Raw genomic sequence first — 16,692 nt, forward strand, 5'->3', positions numbered from 1 at the left:
GTTATTAATTAAAGAGCTTTTTGAGCAAAAATTGATAAGATTTTTGAAAGAATAATATTCATATTTTAAGCTCTTAAGGCAGTGAATTCTTAAAATCATTGTTTAATAAATAAGATTCGCTATTCATTCCATTTAGTCTTGAAATAGTGCGTTTGAATTCTGCGGCTCGTGCTGAACCTTGATATATTTTACTCGGCTTATCTTCTAAGCTCATAAATAAAAGGATTTTATAGAAATAGGCATTATCGATAAAGTTGATAAATCTAACGGTTGTATTTGTATCGTTAGCATCGATAGTATAAACGTTCTTCACTATGATAACGTTGAAATTTTGACAAATATTAACATAATCGATATAGCTTAAGTCTCTTGTAAATAATTCATTATAATCTGTTACTAATATTCGTTTATGCACTTTTTGAAATGATATTTCTCTACCTAGAACCTGTATATTTTGAGAAACAAGCTTATTATCACTAATCTCCGTGATAATTTTTTCAAGTTTGTTTTGGTGTTCTAAAGTTAAGGGATAAATTATCCTTTCTCCTTTAACTCCTAAAGCTTTATCAAATCGATAATCATGGTGATTATCTAGATATTTAACGTAAAATGTATTATTGATTATCTTTATAAAAGGTAAGAAAGATTCTCGTTGTAATCCGTCTTTGTAAAGATTATTGGGACTCGTGTTAGAGGTTATAAAAATAAAAATATTTTGCTTTATTAATGCATTAAATAATCTACCGATTATCATTGCATCGGTAATGTCTTTAATTTCAAATTCATCTATTCCAAGTACTCTAGTTTGTTTAGCATAATCTGTGGCAATTTTAGGGATGATATCTTTTTGATTTTCTGTCTGTAATTTATGCATAGATTTATGTACTTCTTGCATAAAGTGCTGATAGTGTATTATTATTTTAGATGTAGCTAATTCTTCAAAAAAAGAATTCATGAGCATAGTTTTACCGCTGCCCACCGGACCGTATAAATAAATTCCGCTTTTTAAGTTGTTTTGATTAAAGAATTTGAATAAACTTTTAGGCTTATTAAGTTCTGTTGCCAGCTGTTTTAATGCTTCTAGTAAAGCAGCTTGTTTTGAATCTAGTATTAATGAAGTAGAGGATTTAATCATCCAAAATATTTTTTCTCTAATTTGTTATATATTTTTTCTAAAATGTCGTTCTTAACTAAAAGCAGGAAGAGTTTGTTGTGTGGATCAATTTCACCTCTGTCATACCGTGGCTTGACCACGGAATCCAGTGAAAAATGCTAACCTTTGACATTTTTTTGTTATTTTTTCTAGATTGCACCATCCTTTTAGTTGTTTGTAATGACGATTGTGGTTATCATTTCTTATACAAAAGTGTTGCATCGCCATAGCTGAAAAAACGCATTTTTTCTTTTATAGCATATTTATATAATTCATGCATCTCTTTAAAGCCGGCAAAAGCACATATAAGCATAAATAAAGTAGATTTAGGGAAATGGAAATTAGTAAGTAGCATATCTGCTGTTTGAAATTTAAAACCCGGTGTTATGAAGATATCGGTTTCAAAGCTACCTGCTTTTACGATGCCATTATTGCAAGAACTCTCAACTGTTCTAAGTGTTGTGGTACCGACTGCGATAATACGCCTCCTTTCTTGCTTTGCTCTGTTGATGATTTCAGCAGTTTCAGGAGTAATAGAGCAATATTCGGTGTGCATTTTATGCTCATGAATATTTTCGGTTTTTACAGGTAAAAAAGTTCCCGCTCCTACATGTAATGTTAAAAATGCAGTATGTACGCCTTTTGTTTTGAGTTTATCAAGTATATCCTTTGTAAAGTGTAACCCTGCAGTCGGTGTTGCAACTGAACCTTCTATTTGACTGTAAATTGTTTGATAGCGTTCGTTGTCATACACTATGTCATTGTCCTTATCTTTAATGTCATTCCTGCGAAAGCAGGAATCTAATTTTTCTGGATATCCGTTTTCAGGGGTATGATATAAAGTGCTACGGGTATGATACAATGAATGTGACCTCCTAATATAAACAGGCAGCGGCATCTCACCGTATTTGTCCAAAAATTCAAATACCGAAATATTATCAAGATCGAATTTTACTTTAATCTCGCCCATCACAAGTTTTTCGGTAATAATTACCTTATGATTATCAAAATAAAATTCATCATCTACATGAAGCTTTCGAGTCGGTTTAGCAAAAGCCGACCAACTATCATCCGATAATTTTTGATTCAAATTTATTGTAACATTCTTCCACAAATGTAGCTTTGCTTTTATCACTTTGCTATTATTAAAGACTAATAAATCCCCTTCTTTTAAGTAATCTATTATGTTATAGAATTTAGTTTTAATAGGCGGCATAGCCGCAATTAGTAAATCTGAGTTATCGCGTTCACTAGATGGATACTGTGCTATAAGCTCGCTTGGTAAATTAAAGTCAAAATCAGATAGTTTCATTATAGAATATTAGCAGTTAAAGAAGTGATTATAACAGTATATTACAATATTTAATATAAGATTTTATTTTATTAATTGATTAACAAAGAGGAAATTATGAAGAAACAAGCAGAAAAAATAAAAATAACCGATGATATAATTAGGAATAAATTTGATGAGATATTAAGCGGTAAAGATATAGAAGAACAACAAATTATGGGATTTAATAATTTTTATTGAAGATCCAAATATAAATATTCGTTACGCGTACAAGGAGGCATACACCAATACATGTAGTATAGCAGTAATGTCTAGCGAGTTTATAGTTAAAGCAATTAGTCAAGGTAATTATGATTTAGTTGATAATATATTAATAGCTCTAAATGTTGATCAGCATACTTATGCAAGTACAATAGAACATGATTTTGGCAGTCTTTTATATTTTGCGTGTAAGCATCATCAGAAAAAGATAGCCAAGCTTTTATTTGAAAAAGGAGCGGATATAAACTTTAGTAAGAATTATTGTAACCCACCTTTATATAGTGCTATAGAAGCCGGACACTTGGATATGGTAGCATTTTTACTTGAAAATGGTTTTTACAGGGAAGGGAAAAATTTCTCTTGTTTAGAAACAGCTGTTTTAAACAGAAATGTAGCTATGGTAGCTAAATTGCTTGCTTATGGTGCTAAATATGGAAGATACCGTATTTGAAAGGTTAACGTATTTAAATAAAGATCATTGGATTCAGACTCTGCAGGATAAGCAACATAAAATAGATATAAAAGTATTTTTACAATACGGTGTTAATTCAGATGTGGTGTATTCTAACGGTCAAATGATCAAGGATATGGAAGCAGTTTATGAACCTCTGAGAGCACTTTTAACGCTTGGATCTGCATTTCGTCTGAATGATTACAAGGGACTTAAGGCTATTGACAAGAAAGATTTAGTAGCATTTATTCAATGGAAATCAGAAATATGGCTGGTTAAAAAAGATGTTTCTAAGGATGAGTATATTAAAAGTTTATTAGGGCTGACTACATTTTCAAAACAAGTGAAATTGGATTTGAATGATTCCATAGAACAACCGCTAATAAAATTAAGAGAAAAGATAGATAAATTGGCATCTCTTTGAAGTTTCAATGCCTTGTAAAAATTGCAGATATTATTAAAGGTAACGTTGAATGTCAGATAACATTTGATGATGAGTTAACATATAATATTGCACTGGATTTACTGAAAAAAACAGGTTTTAAGTTCAAGTAACAGGAGAAGCAGAGGAACTACTGACTTAGTTTAAAGGTTGAGGACGGTATTATGTCACGTAAGGTTTGCTTGCGTGTATACTAAAGGTCGTTATTGCAAGGAAAAACTGTAAGTTTTGGTGAAGCAATCTCAGGGATGCTTGACAAGATCGCCACGTCGCTTCGCTCCTCGCAATGACTATCTGGCGTCTATGCCACAACGCCGGTGGGGGGCGCGCGCGCCCTCCCCCCCACGGTATGACAATAATTGTTTCACAATATCAACCCTTTAACTTGGGAGTTCCATAATTTTTGATATAGCTTACTATTTTTTAGTAATTCTGCGTGGCTACCGTCATCGATTATGCTACCTTTTTCAAAAACTAGAATTCTATCCATATTGAGTAAAGTAGATAATCTGTGAGCAATGACTATTACGGTTTTATTTTGCATCAAATAATCCATTGACTCTTGAATCAGGCTTTCAGTATCACTATCTAAGCTACTTGTTGCTTCATCAAGAATTAGAATAGGAGCATTTTTTAAGATGGCTCTTGCTATGATAATTCTTTGACGCTGACCACCTGATAAGTTATTCCCCCGCTCGCCGCACATAGTATCGTAACCGTCCTGTAGATTATCGATAACATCATGAATATGCGCAGCTTTTGCAGCAATTATAACCTCCTCAAGAGTAGCTTCTTTTTTTCCGTATCTGATATTTTCCAAAATGGTACGATGAAAAAGTACTGGTTCTTGAGGTATAAGGCTAATTGCTTTTCTTAAAGAATCTTGAGTTACGTTTTTAATATTTTGATTATCTATTAAAATCATTCCTTCTTCTATATCATGTAACCTAGTCAGCAAACTAATAAAAGTGGTTTTCCCTGAACCGGAAAATCCGACCAGTCCTACTTTTTGTTTACTCGGTATTAATACCGATTTATTATAAAATAGATTGCTATTATGATGATAATTAAATGTAACATTTCTAAATTCGATAACCCCTTCTTTGATATCTAAAGGAGTAGCGTTTTCAATATCCGTTATAATATGCGGTGCCATTAAAGATAAGCCTTGATTAAATGCCCCGACCTGCTCGAACATATCACCGATTTCTTGCGTTAAATCCCAAATATCGTCTGCTACATTTATACATAATGTTAGCACTAATACGCAATCACCTATGCTTATAGATAATTCGCTGCGAAGTTTAGATAAATAATAAATCATTATAAAAATCATTATTGAACAAGAAGTTCCAAGAGCATAACGCAATTTGAACATAAAGAATTGCATAGTCTGCTCATCAGCCACGGCATTTTCTACCCTTGTTTCTAGATGTTGACGTTCAAATTTATGGGCTGTAAACATTCTAACAGCAGTAATATTGCTAATTGCATCTACGATACTACCGGCAACAAAAGATTGACTTCTAGCATAATTTAAGGAGTATTTATTGATTCTATCCGAGAAAAGAACACTAAGCCCTAAAAAAACCGTAATCCATAAAGTAAATATCGTCGCAAAAACGTAATGTACAGAATATAAAGCAATTAATGCAAATATGATAATAGCAAGTTTGCGCAGAATTTTTTCACCGAATATTGAAATAATCATCTCAAACGATCTTGCGGTTTCGGTAATACGATTGCTAATATGTCCGGCTAAATTATCCTGAAAGAATTTATGGCTATGATATTGAGTATAATTATAAAGTTCATTTAGTATTTTGCCTTTTATTACGGGCATAGTCTTTAGATACAAATAATCATATGAACGATATGCTATATTAATACTTTCCCACCACAGAGCATAAAATACTGCCCAGTAAATCATGGAAGATAAAAGGTTATTAGCATTCTCATCGCTGAAAGATTCTATTAAATCAATGATTTTTTGAAGTAGGATACTATCAATTGCCGGAATCATACCGAGTAAAATACAAATTACAGTCAATAAAGTAATTTTAACGTTATCGAATTTTAAAAAATAAATACCTAAGCTAAATGTTGATTTAGATAAAGTAGGGTATTTTATCACGATAATGTACCTCAATTTTAAAATAATATATAATTCGTGTTATTGCAGAGCATATTTAAATTTAATTATTTTGCAAAAATATACTTTAAAATATTAAATCTATGGAAAAATAATAAACAAGCCTTGCTTCTTACCTTAAATAATGCTACAAAATTCGGAAAATAACTTCAAAATCATTAGAAATGCAAGAAAAAGAAGTATCTAATAACTTTTTAGAAGAACAAGAAAAGTCTAAGGAAGACGATTCTCCGTTCTTTGATGTAAAATATATTTGTCAAGCAAGTTTACTAATTACGGATTCTATCCGAAAAGGGTATGATGTAACTCAATTGCCCAATGGTGATATTAATGTTACAGAAGTAAGAATAGTAAATGTTCATTATAATTGGAACTCCGAAAAAGGAAAATTTGTTAAAACTAATCAGATAGAATTTAATAATAGCAAAGGTGGATGATTAAATCAAATACTGTATTAATGTTATTGTGTACTTAGGTTTTTTCGTCATTGCAAGCGGGCATTGCCCGTGTGATACCAAATCGTCATTGCGAGCAGCCATAGGCTGCGTGGCAATCTCATGAAATAATAAGAAACTCCTGAGATTGCTTCGTCAAAATTTTCAATTTTTCTTGCAATGACTTTGAATCTTAAAACAGCAGCTTAAATATGGAATTTGATCAAGTATTATTATCTAGGATTCAGTTTGCTTTTACCATAAGTTTTCATATAATATTTCCTGCTTTTACTATAGGGCTTGCAAGCTTTTTAGTGGTAATTGAAGGGTTATGGTTAAAAACAAAAAAGCTGGTTTATCAAGAAATATACAAATTTTGGGTGAAGATTTTTGCCGTTACTTTCAGTATGGGAGTAGTTTCGGGCGTTGTAATGTCTTATCAATTCGGTACTAACTGGTCGAGTTTTTCAGATAAGGTTGGAAATGTCCTCGGTCCACTTCTCGGTTTTGAAGTATTTACTGCCTTTTTCCTCGAATCTTCTTTTTTAGGTATAATGTTATTCGGCTTTAATAAAGTCAGTAAAAAAGTACATTTTATTTCTACGTTAATAGTTGCTGTTGGTACTGTAATCTCAGCTTTTTGGATACTTGCAGCTAGTAGTTGGATGCATACGCCTGCTGGTTTTGAACTGCAAGGCGATGGGTTTTTTTCCCTTTAAATTGGCTAGAAATTATCTTTAACCCTTCTTTCCCATATCGCTTTTTCCATATGATTACGGCGGCTTATTTAACTACTTCTTTTGTTATCGGTGGTGTAGCTAGCTTTTATTTACTAAATAATCGTTATAAAGAGCATGCTAAAATTATGCTTTTTATGGCGGTGTTAATGGCGTTAATCGTTGCACCTATTCAAATATTTATCGGTGATTTGCATGGTTTAAATACTCTTAAATATCAGCCGGTTAAAGTTTCGGCTATGGAAGGGATTTGGAATACGGAAAAAGGAGCAGCTTTTAATCTTATCGGTTTTCCTGACGTGGCAGAAGAAAAAACAAAATATGCTGTAGAAATACCTTATGCTAGTAGTTTAATTTTAACGCATAGCTTAGATGGTGAGGTGAAAGGATTAAAAGAATGGATAAAAGAAGAGCGTCCGCCAGTTGCAGTAGTATTTTTTAGCTTTCGTATTATGATAGGAATCGGTTTCTTAATGGTATTTACAGGTATTGCGGGGTTATATCTTTACTTAAAGAAAAGATTATATACTACGCATTGGTTTCAATATTGGTATATATTAATGTCGCCTTCAGGTTTTATTGCAGTACTTGCTGGTTGGTTTGTAACCGAGGTAGGTAGACAACCTTATATAGTATATAATATTTTAAAAACTGTGGATATGGTATCACCGGTACTCGGCAAATATGTGTTTATTTCTCTAATTGCTTTTGTAGTGGTGTATGTGATTATTTTCGGAGCGGGTATGTATTATATAATGCATTTAATAAAGCAAGGTATAGAAGCGATAGATAATAAAGAAACGTACAGAGGTATGGATAATCGGTTGTGATTTATGTCATACCGCGATTTGATCGCGGTATCTACCAAAAATGTAATTCAAAATATACCGCGATCAAGTCGCGGTATGACAATGTAGGCAATTTATGTTAAACTTTACACCTTATATAGATTTACCGCTTGTTTGGGGTGGTCTTATAGCTACCGCTATTTGTTTATATGTTTTATTAGACGGTTTTGATTTAGGAGTAGGAATCTTATTTCCGTTTGCACCTACCGATGATTGCCGTCATAAAATGATCAATTCTATTGCTCCTTTTTGGGACGGTAACGAAACTTGGTTAGTACTTGGCGGCGGTGGTTTATTTGCAGCTTTCCCGCTGGCATATTCGCTATTAATGCCGGCTTTATATATTCCTATTATATTAATGTTACTTGGTCTAATATTTCGTGGTGTAGCGTTTGAATTCCGTTTTAAGGCTCATATAGGTCATCGTTGTATTTGGGATTATGCTTTTCATTTTGGTTCTATGCTTGCTGTTTTTTGTCAAGGCTTAATGCTTGGTACGTTTGTCCAAGGAATAAAGATAGAGGGACGAGAATTTGCAGGAGGGAGCTTTGATTTTCTTACTCCCTTTTCTGTTATGACTGGGATAGCATTAATATTCGGTTATGCACTCTTGGGTGCTACTTGGCTTATTTTGAAAACAGAAAAGAAAACACAAGATTGGGCTTATAAATCTGCTTTATATATTTTATTTTACGTTGCACTTTTTATGGGGCTTGTAAGCTTATGGGTTCCTTTCTTAAATAACCACATAAATCATCGTTGGTTTAGTGTACCTAATATTTACTATTTATTGATTGTACCTATTGTAACTGCTTTAATATTTATCAAGTTAATTAAAGCCGTTAAACAAAAAAAAGAAGTAAAGCCGTTTGTTTATACAATCTTGTTATTTTTATTAGGATATTTAGGGCTTGCAATAAGTATATGGCCATATATCGTTCCTTATAAAGTGACGCTCGAAACCGCAGCAGCAGCACCGGAATCACAGTCTTTACTGTTGGTAGGGGCGGGGATATTCCTACCTGTCATACTTGGCTATACTTTCTATTGTTATTATATATTCCGTGGCAAATCATCTCATTATCCGATATATTAGGCTCTGTGAACATTTCTAAAAAATTTAAAAAAATAACTTCTTGTCTAAAAGGGTGGCAATGGTTTATTATCCTATGGTTTAGCGGATTATTATCCACGCTACTTTTAACTTATATAGTTAAGTTGGTGTTTAGGGTGATAGGGTAAAATTATTATTATTACAAGCGTAATAATGTCATGCCTAGCTAAAAGAGGTTTTGTTGCATGGTTTGAGAAAAGTGTTCAATGTCATTCCTGCGAAAGCAGGCATCCATCATAAAGCGCGATAGAACGAGCTTTGAATTTCAAAAAATTGCTGTATTGATATTTTTTTGGATTCCTGCTTTCGCAGGAATGACATTGAATATATGCAATGACATTTAAAGTATAGATATATGGAAAAAATCTCAGCATTTATTATTACCAAAAATGAAGCAGCAAGGATAGCACGAGCTATAAACAGCGTAAAAAATATTACTGATGAGGTGATAGTAGTCGATAATGAAAGTACTGATGATACGGTTAATATAGCTAAAAAATTAGGAGCAAAGGTAATAGTAAAGCCGTGGCTTGGCTATGTAGGGCAAAAGTCTTTTGCCGAAAGCCTTTGCGTAAATGATTGGGTGCTTAATATTGATGCCGATGAGGAGTTGTCTAAAGAGTTACAAGATGAAATAGAGTATATTTTTGCCTCTCATAATCAAGATCATTATTTGGCTTATCAAATAAAGCTGTTAATAATCCATCGTAATGACCAAAAGCCACGAATGTTTGCTCCATTTAATAAATGTACTCGGTTGTATAATAAAAAATTTGCAAGCTTTGCAAATACCGTAAATAGTACTACTCATGATTCGGTGGTATTTAACAAAGATGTTGATTTTGCAGGTAAAATTTATCTATTAAATGAAACTGCTTATCATTATTCTGGTACTTCAATTGAGCAGTTGGTAACTAAAGCACATTTTTATTCTAGCGAGCAAGCAAAAGATTTAGTTAAGCAAGGAAAAAAGCTTTCAAATTTTCGTTTAACAACTGAAATGATATGGTGGTTTTTTAAAGCGTTTTTTATCAGACGCTATTTTGTATTCGGTTTTGACGGTTTTGTAGATTCAATAATTTTTGCTTTTGCAAGATTTCTAAGGCTTGCGAAGTTAAGAGAGTCATCGCTTAAATCAAAAAACGTCATTGCGAGCGACTATAGGCATGATTGCATGGATACCAAGTCGTCATTGCGAGAAGCGAAGCAACGCAGCAATCCAGAAAAATAATTAAAAAAATTCTGATTTACAGAATTTTTTACTAGATTGCTTCGTTGAATTACTACGTAATTCTTTTCCCAATGACAGAAAACCGATCCACGTAATAACGCCTACTCGCAATGATGATTTAGAAAATAAAAGTAACTTATGAAAGAAAATTTTAACGTTAGTAAATTAAAAAATGGTTTAACAATTTTAACCTATAATATGACTTATGTTAATTCGGTAGCAATAAATTTAATTGCTAAAGTTGGAGCACGTTATGAGAATGCAGAAGAGGAAGGCATATCTCACTTTCTTGAGCATATGGCTTTTAAAGGTACAAAAACTAGAACGGCAAAACAGATAGCAGAAGAGTTTGACTCTATAGGCGGACATTTTAATGCCTATACCGGTCATGAGAATACGGTATATTATGCACGAGTCTTGTCTGAAAATTGTGATAAAGCACTTAATATACTTGCTGATATAATTCAAAATTCTATTTTTGCTGACGAAGAAATAGCTAAGGAATATCAGGTGATAATGCAGGAAATTGCTCATCATCAGGATAATCCGGATGACCTAGTATATGAAAAATTTTATAATAAAGTTTATAGAGATCAACCATTAGGTAAGGTGATCTTAGGTACTGCTAAAACCATTGCAACTTTTACGAAAGAGCATTTTTTTAACTTTATAGGTAAACATTATAATGCTGAAAATCTTTATTTATCAATTGCCGGTAATATTGATCATGATAAAATAGTAATTATAGCGGACAAGTTATTTTCTTCTTTGAATCAAGGAGTAAAAAGTAGCTTTATTCCGGCAAAATATATAGGTGGAAACAGCTTTATTAATAAGGAGTTAGAGCAAACTAGTTTAGTGCTAGGGTTTGAAGGTACATCATATATTAATTTAGAAAAGCTGTACCAAACCCATCTACTTTCTATAATATTCGGCGGCGGTATGTCATCGCGTTTATTTCAAACTATTCGTGAGCAATTAGGTTTAGCATATGCAGTAGGTAGTTATAATAGTGCTTACTTTGATAGTGGAGTGTTTACAATTTATGCGTCTATTGCACATGATAAATTAGAATTATTATATAGAGAGATTAAAAACGAAATAATAAAAATGACCGAAAAAGTAAGTGCAGAAGAGATTATTAGAGCTAAAACACAACTTCGTAGTAATTTACAAATGGCTCAAGAGAAAAATGCTTATAAGTCAGAAGAAATAGGTAAAAATTATTCTGTTTTCGGTAAATATATTCCTCCTGAGGAGATTATGGAAATTATTACAAATATAAAAGCCGATGACATTATTAATACTGCAAATAAAATATTTAGTAGTACTACTACGTTGGCAATTATTGGTCCGAATGGTTTGAGAGAGGTTTAATGTCATTCCTGCTTTCGCAGGAATGACATAGGTATTCACTCAGGCAATGACGAGGAAAATGAATTTTGAGAAAATAACAAATGAAAACACAAATTTACAAAGGTTCAAGTAAAATTTTATATTCCGCTGAAGAAGATTTTTTACTTATAATGGCCTTTTCTGATAATGTTACCTTAGAAAGTGGTGAAATTATTGAGGTCTCAGGCAAGGGGGTACTTAATAATAATATTTCTTCTTTTCTAATGGATAAACTGGAAATGATCGGCATTGAAAATCATTTTATCGAAAAAATAAATATGAGGGAGCAATTAATTCAATATGTTGAGGTTTTTCCGGTACAAGTAATAATATCATCAGTAGCGTGTGGTAGATTTGTAAAAGAATTTGGAATGGACGAAGGGTATGTGTTTGATAAACCTATAATCGATTTTAAGGTCCGAAGCCGTGAATTTAAATATCCGATAGTTAATGAGTATCAAATATTAAATTTCGGCTGGTTAACTAGGGATGAAATTAAAGCAGTAAAAGAGCAGGCTTTGCGTATATATGATTTTCTAAGCGGCTTATTTATCGGTGTCGGGATTCGGCTTGTTGAGTGTAAATTAGAATTTGGGCGTGTGTTGAACGGTGAAGAATCTATCATTATGTTAACTGATGAAATTAGTCCGGATAATTGTAGATTATGGCATATTAACAGTAATGAAAAATTAGGGTTTGAATTGCTTGAACACAAGTCGAATAAAGCTTTTGAATCATATCAGCTAATAGCTGATCGTTTAAAAGAAAAATAAATATATTTTTAAAGCTGTATATGCTATTTTGGACTTGAAAAACACTCCGATGTCATACCGGTTTTGTTGTATGGTTCGTTTTCATCGTTATTGCGAGTAGGTTTTGCCCGCGTGGGTCAATTTCACTGCTGTCATCCCATGGCTTGACCACGGTATCCAGTTAAAAATACTAAAATTATTAGTATTTTTTATTGTTTTTATAGACCTAGTTAGCAAGCCACGGGGGGACAGTATGGTTTAATTATCCACGCGGGAATGACATAAGAGAATTTTTGATTTTTAATAATTGTTTACAGTAAAAAAAATGAAAAGACGATTTATTATAATAAGTTTTATAGCTCTAATCTTAGTGGGATGGGGATATGCTACCTATAAATTTGAACATCAAAGTAAAGAGAATATTATCGCTATTCTTGATGGATATAGGGAATATATAGCCTATGATTCAATAAAAGTTAATAAATATAGATTTAGCGTTACTTTAAATAAGGTAATGTTAAAACCTATAGATTGTTATTTTGATGAAATAGTTATTAGGCATATACCATTTTTAAATATTACAAAAATTGATTCTTACGGTAATAATGTAAAAATTACCACCGTTCAAGATGAAAAAAATATTTTTTACTCACCTGATCATCATATAACAATTTGGTTTAGAAAATCTTTATTTAATAGAGAACCGGGTTATTGGAAATTAAGCTTAAGTGATAATAAATCAACTCTTTATAGTTCTTTAGATGCAGAAAAATTAGCAGAAAGTGATATTAGCAATTTTGTAATTACTAATACTAAAACATCGGATAACCTGAATTTGTTAATTTTGGATGGAAAAAATACTGTTTCTTTTATTTCTGAAAATTACAGAAGAAGTTTATATGATAAAATTTTTGAATTTTTGAGAGATAAAATAGCTAATGATTCTGATACTGCTTCCTTTGAGTATGGTTTGACAAAGTTAGATATATTGAATTTACCTATTTCTTATAATTCCAAATTAAAACTAAAATATAGTGATGAGTTAGTAGCTCTTGGGAAATTATTAATTCAAAACTTTTCTCTAAATCAAAAGCAAGATGAAAATATGCATGCTGTTATTTTTATGCAGATGTTAGGAGAATTAGTAAAAGGTAAACCGTTTTTATTCTCTTGCGACATTGAAAGAAAAGGAAAAGTAGAAAGTAATTCATATAAATTCAATATAGAAAAAGATAAAATTTTTGATTTTGCTTTAAATATTAAATATACTATAGAACCTTCTGAAACATACCAAAAAACGGCAATTGAAGTTTTAGGACGCTACTTTAGTAATGGTTTAAACAAAAGAGCTGAGTTAGATAAAATTTTTAAACTGACTAGCCCTATTACTCAAGAAGATGGGGAAAAAGTAATGGGTGTTTTTGCAAAAATAAATAATTCTGAATTTAATTTAAAAGGTGAGTTTGATCCTGAAGCAAAAAAATTATCTGGTAAAACTAATCTTGTAATGGATGATTTTAATTTTGCTATTGATATTGATATGCATAATTTAGATAGTCCTCTGAAGCTAGAAAGTGTAATAAAATTATCGGATCCAAATGTGTTTATAAATAATTTTGTGAATTATACCGATAATGCTGTAATACCTGTGCTTAATAAAATAGAAGATTCTAAGGAATTTGCTTCAAATCTAGGAAAACAATCTTCAGTAATAAAGCAATACGGTTTTAGAGCTATAGAAGCTTTTAGTAAAAATTCTGAATTAAAAGACGGTGAATCTTTAGTAGTTGATGTAAAAAGTAAAGACGCCGTGCTAACCTTTAACGATAAAGCTATTGATCAGATCCTTAGTGATGCAAGAGTATTAGAATTTATGAATGCCATGGTTATGATAGATCAAGAAAGAAAACAAGTGGTCGGTAAATAATTTTAAGTATTGTTCAGTTAGAGAAATTGTCATCCTGTGGTCAAGCCACGGGATGACAGCGGATTTTTCAAGAATCATATCGGCAACGTCTAAAATAGAAACCTAGAAAAAATAAGTTAGAATAAAAATGATAAATATTTCTTTTCCCGACGGTAGTGTAAGACAATTTGAAAAAGATATTACAGCCTATGAAGTAGCAAATGCAATTTCAATGTCGCTTGCTAAAGTAGCAATGGTTGCTGAAATAAATGGTGAGCTTAAAGATTTAAGTACCGTAATTGAAAATGATTGCAAGCTTCGTATTTTAACTGCAAAAGATTCTGAATGTCTTGAGCTCATAAGGCACGATGCGGCTCATATTATAGCTGAAGCTGCTAAAGAATTATTTCCTGATATTCAGGTAACTATCGGTCCTGCAATTGAAAATGGTTTTTTTTACGATTTTGCTAAGGATAAGCCATTTACACCGGATGATGTGGCAATGATAGAAGCAAGAATGCATGAAATAGTAAAGCGAAACGAGCAAATTACTAGAGAATTATGGGATCGTGATAAAGCCGTTGAGTTTTTTAAATCGATAGGGGAGCACTATAAAGCCGAAATTATTGCTTCAATTCCGGCAGGTGAGCAGATTACTTTATACAGGCAAGGTAATTTTATTGATTTATGTCGAGGCCCGCATGCCCCTTCCACAGGTTTTGTTAAGCATTTTAAGTTGATGAAAGTTGCAGGAGCTTATTGGCGAGGCGATAGTCGTAATGAGATGTTGCAGCGTATATACGGTACGGCGTGGGCTACAAAAGAGCAACTCGATAATTATCTCTTTAGGCTTGAAGAAGCCGAGAAACGTGATCATAGAAAGCTAGGGAAAGAGCTTGATTTATTCCACTTCCAAGAAGAAGCTCAAGGGATGGTATTTTGGCATGATAAAGGTTGGAGTATATATAATACCATTGAGCAGTATATTAGGAAAAAGATTCGTAAAAATGGTTATACTGAGGTTAAAACACCTGTTTTAGTCGATAAAAGTCTTTGGGAAGCTTCAGGACACTGGGAAAAGTTTCGTGACGATATGTTTGCGTTAGAAACAGATGACAAGACGCTTGCTTTAAAGCCGATGAATTGCCCTTGCCACGTGCAGATATTTAAACAAGGTATCAAGAGCTATCGTGATTTACCGCTACGTATGTCGGAGTTTGGTTTATGTCATCGTAATGAGGCGTCCGGTGCATTGCACGGTTTAATGAGAGTGCGGAGTTTAGTGCAAGACGATGCACATATATTTTGTGCAGAGGAACAAATTACCGATGAAACGGTTAGTTTTTGTAAATTACTGACGGAAATTTATAAAGATTTTGGTTTTACCAATATAAGGGTAAAATTTTCTGATCGTCCTGAGGTGAGAGCTGGTAGCAATGAGACGTGGAATAAGGCAGAGAATGCTTTAAAAGAAGCAGTGGAAAAAGCCGGGTTTACTTATACGCTAAACCCGGGCGAAGGTGCATTTTACGGTCCGAAGCTTGAGTTTGTTTTAACCGATGCGATAGGACGGCAGTGGCAATGCGGTACACTTCAGATGGATTTTGTTTTGCCGGAGCGACTCGATGCTAGCTATATTGCAGCAAGCGGTGAGAAAAAAAGACCGGTAATGCTCCATAGGGCAATACTAGGCTCGCTTGAGCGTTTTATTGGTATATTGATTGAAGAATATGCTGGGCGTTTTCCTCTTTGGCTTGCTCCTATACAAGTCGCTATTGCAACAATCACAAGCGATTTAAACGATTACGCTTTAGAAGTGCAAAAAGCTTTAATTGATAATGGTGTAAGAACGGATATTAATATCTCACCTGATAAAATTAACTATAAGATTCGTGAGTTTTCTAATCAAAAAATACCTATGATTGCTGTAATCGGTAAACAAGAGCAAGAAAATAAACAAGTAACGATAAGAAGACTTGGAACTACCGAGCAGGAAGTATTATCGCTCGAACAGTTGATAACATTAATTAAGGAAGAGAATGAGAAGTATTTGTAGTATATATGCAATTTAGAATTGTTTAAGACAACCTAATGTTTCGATGTCATTCCTGCGTAAGCAGGAATCCAGCTACCATTAATGTCATACCGCGGACTTGATCGCGGTATCTTAGGACTCAGCATGTAATAACAAGATCCCGTGGTCAAGCCACGGAATGACATTTTTGCTTTTTTTTTGATTCTCGCTTTCACGAGAATGACATAAAACAAGCCATACAGCAATGCCTTCCTAACTATCCTGTTTCTTTTTATGGTCGGTTATAAAGCCATATAAATATTGCTATCTTGTTATGATGATTGCACCGTTTGCGAGTGCTCTTTGTATCCTGTTTTATATAACTATGCCCATAAAGCTTTTGCTTGATTGGTTTAACCAAAACGCAAAGGTTACATTTGCACAAAGTTATAAACCGGTAATGGTTTTTATAGCGGCACAAGCTATTCTTGATGTAGCTTGACGTGCTCAC

The 16,692-nt window shown here is 32.9% G+C and carries 14 protein-coding genes and 1 pseudogene; 12 read left to right on the forward strand and 3 right to left on the reverse strand.

Annotation, left to right across the window (positions count from 1 at the left end):
• Nucleotides 1-73: 73 nt before the first annotated feature.
• Nucleotides 74-1,135, reverse strand: coding sequence for a cell division protein ZapE (gene zapE, locus A452_RS0101095; protein ID WP_014413074.1), 1,062 nt, complete (start codon nt 1,133-1,135; stop codon nt 74-76).
• A 214-nt stretch (nt 1,136-1,349) separates the two neighbouring features.
• Nucleotides 1,350-2,465 (reverse strand): tRNA preQ1(34) S-adenosylmethionine ribosyltransferase-isomerase QueA, encoded by a 1,116-nt coding sequence (gene queA, locus A452_RS0101100; protein ID WP_014413073.1) that lies wholly within the window; start codon nt 2,463-2,465, stop codon nt 1,350-1,352.
• A 96-nt stretch (nt 2,466-2,561) separates the two neighbouring features.
• Here queA and A452_RS12445 point away from each other — a divergent pair, with 96 nt between their 5' ends.
• The 3 genes from A452_RS12445 (at nt 2,562) to A452_RS07830 (ending at nt 3,580) form a co-directional block, all read left to right on the forward strand.
• Nucleotides 2,562-2,684, forward strand: coding sequence for a hypothetical protein (locus A452_RS12445; protein WP_014413072.1), 123 nt, complete (start codon nt 2,562-2,564; stop codon nt 2,682-2,684).
• 67 nt (nt 2,685-2,751) lie between these two features.
• Nucleotides 2,752-3,156, forward strand: a complete 405-nt coding sequence (locus A452_RS0101110; protein WP_014413071.1) for an ankyrin repeat domain-containing protein — start codon at nt 2,752-2,754, stop codon at nt 3,154-3,156.
• Complete coding sequence (locus tag A452_RS07830; RefSeq protein WP_014413070.1) at nt 3,137-3,580, forward strand: hypothetical protein; 444 nt, start codon at nt 3,137-3,139, stop codon at nt 3,578-3,580. The genes A452_RS0101110 and A452_RS07830 overlap by 20 nt, the downstream gene beginning before the upstream one ends.
• A 382-nt stretch (nt 3,581-3,962) precedes the next feature.
• On the opposite strand, the gene A452_RS0101125 is transcribed toward A452_RS07830, so the two are convergent.
• The gene (locus A452_RS0101125; protein ID WP_014413068.1) at nt 3,963-5,732 is read right to left on the reverse strand and encodes an ABC transporter ATP-binding protein; all 1,770 of its coding nucleotides are present in this window, start codon (nt 5,730-5,732) and stop codon (nt 3,963-3,965) included.
• A 182-nt stretch (nt 5,733-5,914) separates the two neighbouring features.
• Between A452_RS0101125 and A452_RS0101130 the strand changes: the two genes are divergently transcribed.
• The 9 genes and pseudogenes from A452_RS0101130 (at nt 5,915) to A452_RS0101170 (ending at nt 16,683) form a co-directional block, all read left to right on the forward strand.
• Nucleotides 5,915-6,187, forward strand: coding sequence for a DUF2671 domain-containing protein (locus tag A452_RS0101130; protein WP_014413067.1), 273 nt, complete (start codon nt 5,915-5,917; stop codon nt 6,185-6,187).
• 209 nt (nt 6,188-6,396) lie between these two features.
• Nucleotides 6,397-7,751 (forward strand): annotated as a pseudogene (locus A452_RS07835) (cytochrome ubiquinol oxidase subunit I).
• Between the two features lie 94 nt (nt 7,752-7,845).
• Nucleotides 7,846-8,865, forward strand: a complete 1,020-nt coding sequence (gene cydB, locus A452_RS0101140) for a cytochrome d ubiquinol oxidase subunit II (protein ID WP_014413065.1) — start codon at nt 7,846-7,848, stop codon at nt 8,863-8,865.
• 373 nt (nt 8,866-9,238) lie between these two features.
• Nucleotides 9,239-10,114, forward strand: a complete 876-nt coding sequence (locus A452_RS0101145) for a glycosyltransferase family 2 protein (RefSeq protein WP_014413064.1) — start codon at nt 9,239-9,241, stop codon at nt 10,112-10,114.
• Nucleotides 10,115-10,252: 138 nt separating this feature from the next.
• A complete protein-coding gene (locus tag A452_RS0101150; RefSeq protein ID WP_014413063.1) occupies nt 10,253-11,491 on the forward strand; it encodes a M16 family metallopeptidase in 1,239 nt (412 codons plus the stop codon).
• 80 nt (nt 11,492-11,571) lie between these two features.
• Entirely contained in the window at nt 11,572-12,282 is a 711-nt protein-coding gene (locus A452_RS0101155; protein WP_014413062.1) for a phosphoribosylaminoimidazolesuccinocarboxamide synthase, read from the forward strand.
• Nucleotides 12,283-12,586: 304 nt separating this feature from the next.
• Nucleotides 12,587-14,188: a hypothetical protein gene (locus tag A452_RS0101160; RefSeq protein ID WP_014413061.1), complete on the forward strand. Its 1,602-nt coding sequence runs from the start codon at nt 12,587-12,589 to the stop codon at nt 14,186-14,188.
• A 127-nt stretch (nt 14,189-14,315) separates the two neighbouring features.
• The gene (gene thrS, locus A452_RS0101165; RefSeq protein ID WP_014413060.1) at nt 14,316-16,223 is read left to right on the forward strand and encodes a threonine--tRNA ligase; all 1,908 of its coding nucleotides are present in this window, start codon (nt 14,316-14,318) and stop codon (nt 16,221-16,223) included.
• 343 nt (nt 16,224-16,566) lie between these two features.
• Nucleotides 16,567-16,683, forward strand: coding sequence for a multidrug ABC transporter ATPase (locus tag A452_RS0101170; RefSeq protein ID WP_155813382.1), 117 nt, complete (start codon nt 16,567-16,569; stop codon nt 16,681-16,683).
• The last annotated feature ends 9 nt before the right edge of the window (nt 16,684-16,692 follow it).

The sequence above is a fragment of the Rickettsia australis str. Phillips genome (genome assembly GCF_000273745.1).
In the GTDB taxonomy this organism is placed as follows: Bacteria; Pseudomonadota; Alphaproteobacteria; order Rickettsiales; family Rickettsiaceae; genus Rickettsia; species Rickettsia australis.